Source organism: Rhodococcus sp. H29-C3, from assembly GCF_030063405.1.
GTDB lineage: Bacteria > Actinomycetota > Actinomycetes > Mycobacteriales > Mycobacteriaceae > Rhodococcoides.
This window is the reverse complement of sequence record NZ_JASITC010000046.1, coordinates 1-3,379: the sequence shown is the minus strand read 5'-3', so window position 1 is coordinate 3,379 and position 3,379 is coordinate 1. Positions and strand designations below refer to the sequence as shown.

Annotated in this window: 1 protein-coding gene; it reads left to right on the top strand. The window is 61.2% G+C overall.

Annotated features, from left to right (window positions below):
* Positions 1 to 3,379 (top strand): non-ribosomal peptide synthetase (locus tag QMK32_RS25035; RefSeq protein ID WP_283478272.1); only part of this gene is annotated, 3,379 nt, incomplete at both ends.

Here is a 3,379-nt window from a genome sequence, read left to right as displayed (position 1 = left end):
TTGTTCGATGCCGATGGTGGTGCTGCGGGGTTGTCGGCGACGTTGACGTATGCGACGGACTTGTTCGATGAGTCGACGATGGTGTTGTTTGCGGAGCGGTTTGTTCGGGTGTTGGAGGCGGTGGTGGCGGATTCGTCTGTGGTGGTGGGTGATATTGGTGTGTTGGGTGTTGCCGAGCGTGATGTTGTGGTGTCGGGGTGGAATGGGACTTCTCGTGTGTTGGAGGGTGTTTCGGGTTCCGGTGGGGTGTCGTTGGCGTCGTTGTTTGTTGATCGGGTGGTGGAGGTTCCGGGTGCGGTGGCGGTGGTGTTCGGGGGTGAGCGGTTGTCGTATGGGGAGTTCGGGGAGCGGGTGTTTCGTTTGGCTCGGTGGTTGATTGGTGAGGGTGTGGGTCCTGAGGTGTTGGTGGGGTTGGGTATGCGGCGTGGGGTGGATTTGTTGGTGGGGATGTATGCGGTGGTGGTGGCGGGTGGTGCGTATGTGCCTTTGGATCCGGATCTGCCGGTGGAGCGTAATGGGTTCATTGTGGAGGTGGCGTCTCCGGTGTTGGTGTTGGTTTCTGGTGGTGGGGATGTGGGTGTGTTTGCTGGTATGGGTGTTGGTGTGTCGGTGGTGGATGTGGGTTCGTTGGATGTGTCGGGGTTCTCGGGTGAGGTTGTGGGGGATGGTGAGCGGTTGTCGGTGTTGCGGGGGTCGAATGCGGCGTATGTGATTTTCACGTCGGGGTCGACGGGTCGGCCGAAGGGTGTGGCGGTTTCGCATGAGGCGATCGTCAACCGACTTCTGTGGATGCAGGACACTTACCAACTCACTGGTAGCGACGTGGTGTTGCAGAAGACTCCGTTCACCTTCGATGTATCCGTCTGGGAGTTCTTCTGGGCGCTTCAGGTGGGTGCTTCCGTCGTCGTCGCGATTCCCGACGGCCATCGCGATCCGAACTATCTCGCCCGGCTGATCGCCGACGAATCCGTGACCACCATGCACTTCGTTCCGTCGATGCTTGCGGTCTTCGTCTCCGAACTCGAGGCGCGCGGGACTCGATTGCCGAGTCTGCGGATGATATTCGCATCCGGCGAAGCTCTTCCGGCGGCCACAGCCCAGCGAGTGTTCTCAGCCCTGCCGCACATTTCGCTGCACAACCTGTACGGCCCGACAGAAGCAGCGGTCGACGTCACCTTCCATGAGGTGCGGCCGGACGAGTCGGTCATCCCCATTGGTGCACCAGTGTGGAACACCCGTGTCTTCGTGTTGGATCGTCGCCTTTCTCCAGTGCCCGTTGGGGTCGAGGGAGAGCTCTATCTCGCGGGCGTGCAGTTGGCGCGCGGATACGTCGGCCGTCCCGACCTGACAGCAGATCGGTTCGTCGCGCATCCGGTGCCGGAGGCCCGCGTTCGAGGTGAGCGGCTCTACCGAACGGGTGATGTCGTTCGGTGGAACGCTCGCGGTGAGCTCGACTACGTGGGTCGCAGTGACTTCCAGGTCAAGCTCCGCGGTTTGCGCATCGAGCTCGGCGAGATCGAGACCATTCTGCTGGAACAGAACTCGATTTCTCAGGCGGCGGTATTGGTCCGAGATGAGCAACTGGTTGCCTACGTCGTCACGGACGCTGCGGACTTCGACAGCGCGTCGGTTCGGGCTGCCCTCGGCTCCAAGTTGGCCGAGTACATGGTGCCGTCCGTTTTCGTCGAGCTCGAGGAGTTTCCGCTCGGATCGAGCGGGAAGCTCGATCGCAAGGCGTTGCCGGCCCCTGTTGTGGTGATCAAGGAGTTCCGCGCACCCACCACACCGGTGGAGGAAATCGTTGCCGATACCTTCGCGGGAGTTCTCGGTCTCGAGCGAGTAGGACTCGACGATGACTTCTTCGAACTCGGTGGCAACTCGTTGATCGCGACTCAACTGGTTTCCCGGTTGGGGCAGGTTCTCAACACGAAGATCGGCGTGCGCGAGCTGTTCGAGGCGTCCAGCGTCGCCGACCTCGCCACGCGCATCGCCAGCCAGGTCGGTAGTGGCAGCGTGCGGGCGCTCATCGCAGTGGCCAGACCGGAGCGGATTCCGCTATCGCTTGCGCAGCAGCGCTATTGGTTCCTCAACCAGTACGACACCACATCGGCAGTGGACAATATTCCGTTCGCAGTTCGGCTGAGTGGTGAACTGAACGTCGCAGCCCTCGAGGCAGCCATGATGGACCTCATTGCGCGCCACGAGTCTCTTCGCACGATCTATCCGGATTCGCTGGACGGTCCACGCCAGGAAATCTTGCACGTCGAAGAGGCGGATGCAGACCTGGCGGTCGTCGATGTCCAGGAGGTCGACATCCGGCGACGCGTCATCGATCTGATGATGACTGCCTTCGACGTTACAACCGAGATTCCGCGGGCCGCGAAGCTGTTCAAGTTGGCAGACGACGACTATGTCCTTGCGTTCGTCATCCATCACGTGTCCGCGGATGGTGCATCGATGGCGCCCCTCGTACGTGATGTGATGGTGGCGTATGCGGCGCGTTCTGCCGGTGAGGCCCCTGGTTGGGCTCCGTTGCCGGTGCAGTACGCCGACTATGCGTTGTGGCAGCGCGAGACCCTCGGCAGCGAGAAAGATCCGGATTCGATTGCCTCGCAGCAGGTGTCGTATTGGAAGGCCGCACTGGCCGGGCTGCCGGACCAGCTGGACATGCCGTCGGATCGACCTCGACCCGCGCATCAGAGCTTCCGTGGCGATTCCGTTCGGTTCACCGTGGATGCAGAGCTCCACCGTGCGCTTCTGGAACTGTCACGCAGGCACCACACGACATTGTTCATGACGATGCACGCTGCATTCGCCGTATTGCTGGCCAGGCTGTCGAATGTATCGGATATTGCCGTGGGCACTCCGGTCGCCGGTCGCGGGGACAAGGCATTGGACGACATGATCGGGATGTTCGTCAACACCTTGGTCTTCCGTAGTCGGGTCGATTCTTCGATGACGTTCGAGGAGTTGTTGGCGCAGACCCGGGAAACCGATCTGCAGGCGTTCGCGCATGCGGATGTGCCGTTCGAGCGGTTGGTGGAGGTGCTCAACCCGGTTCGGTCGACGGCCCGAAACCCGTTGTTCCAGGTCGGTCTGTCGTTCCAGAACATGACCCGAGCCAGCCTCGAACTACCGGGGTTGACGCTTGCTCCGGTCGATGTCAATTCGCCGCTGGCCAAGACCGATCTCCAATTGACCATCTTCGACGGCACGACCGCGGACGGCCGTCCGGCAGAGATCAACGCGGAGTTCACGTTTGCGACGGATTTGTTCGATCGGTCGACGGTGGATGGTTTTGCGGAGCGTTTGGTGAGTGTGTTGCGTGCGGTGGTGGGTGATTCGTCTGTGGTGGTGGGTGATGTGGAGTTGGTGGGTG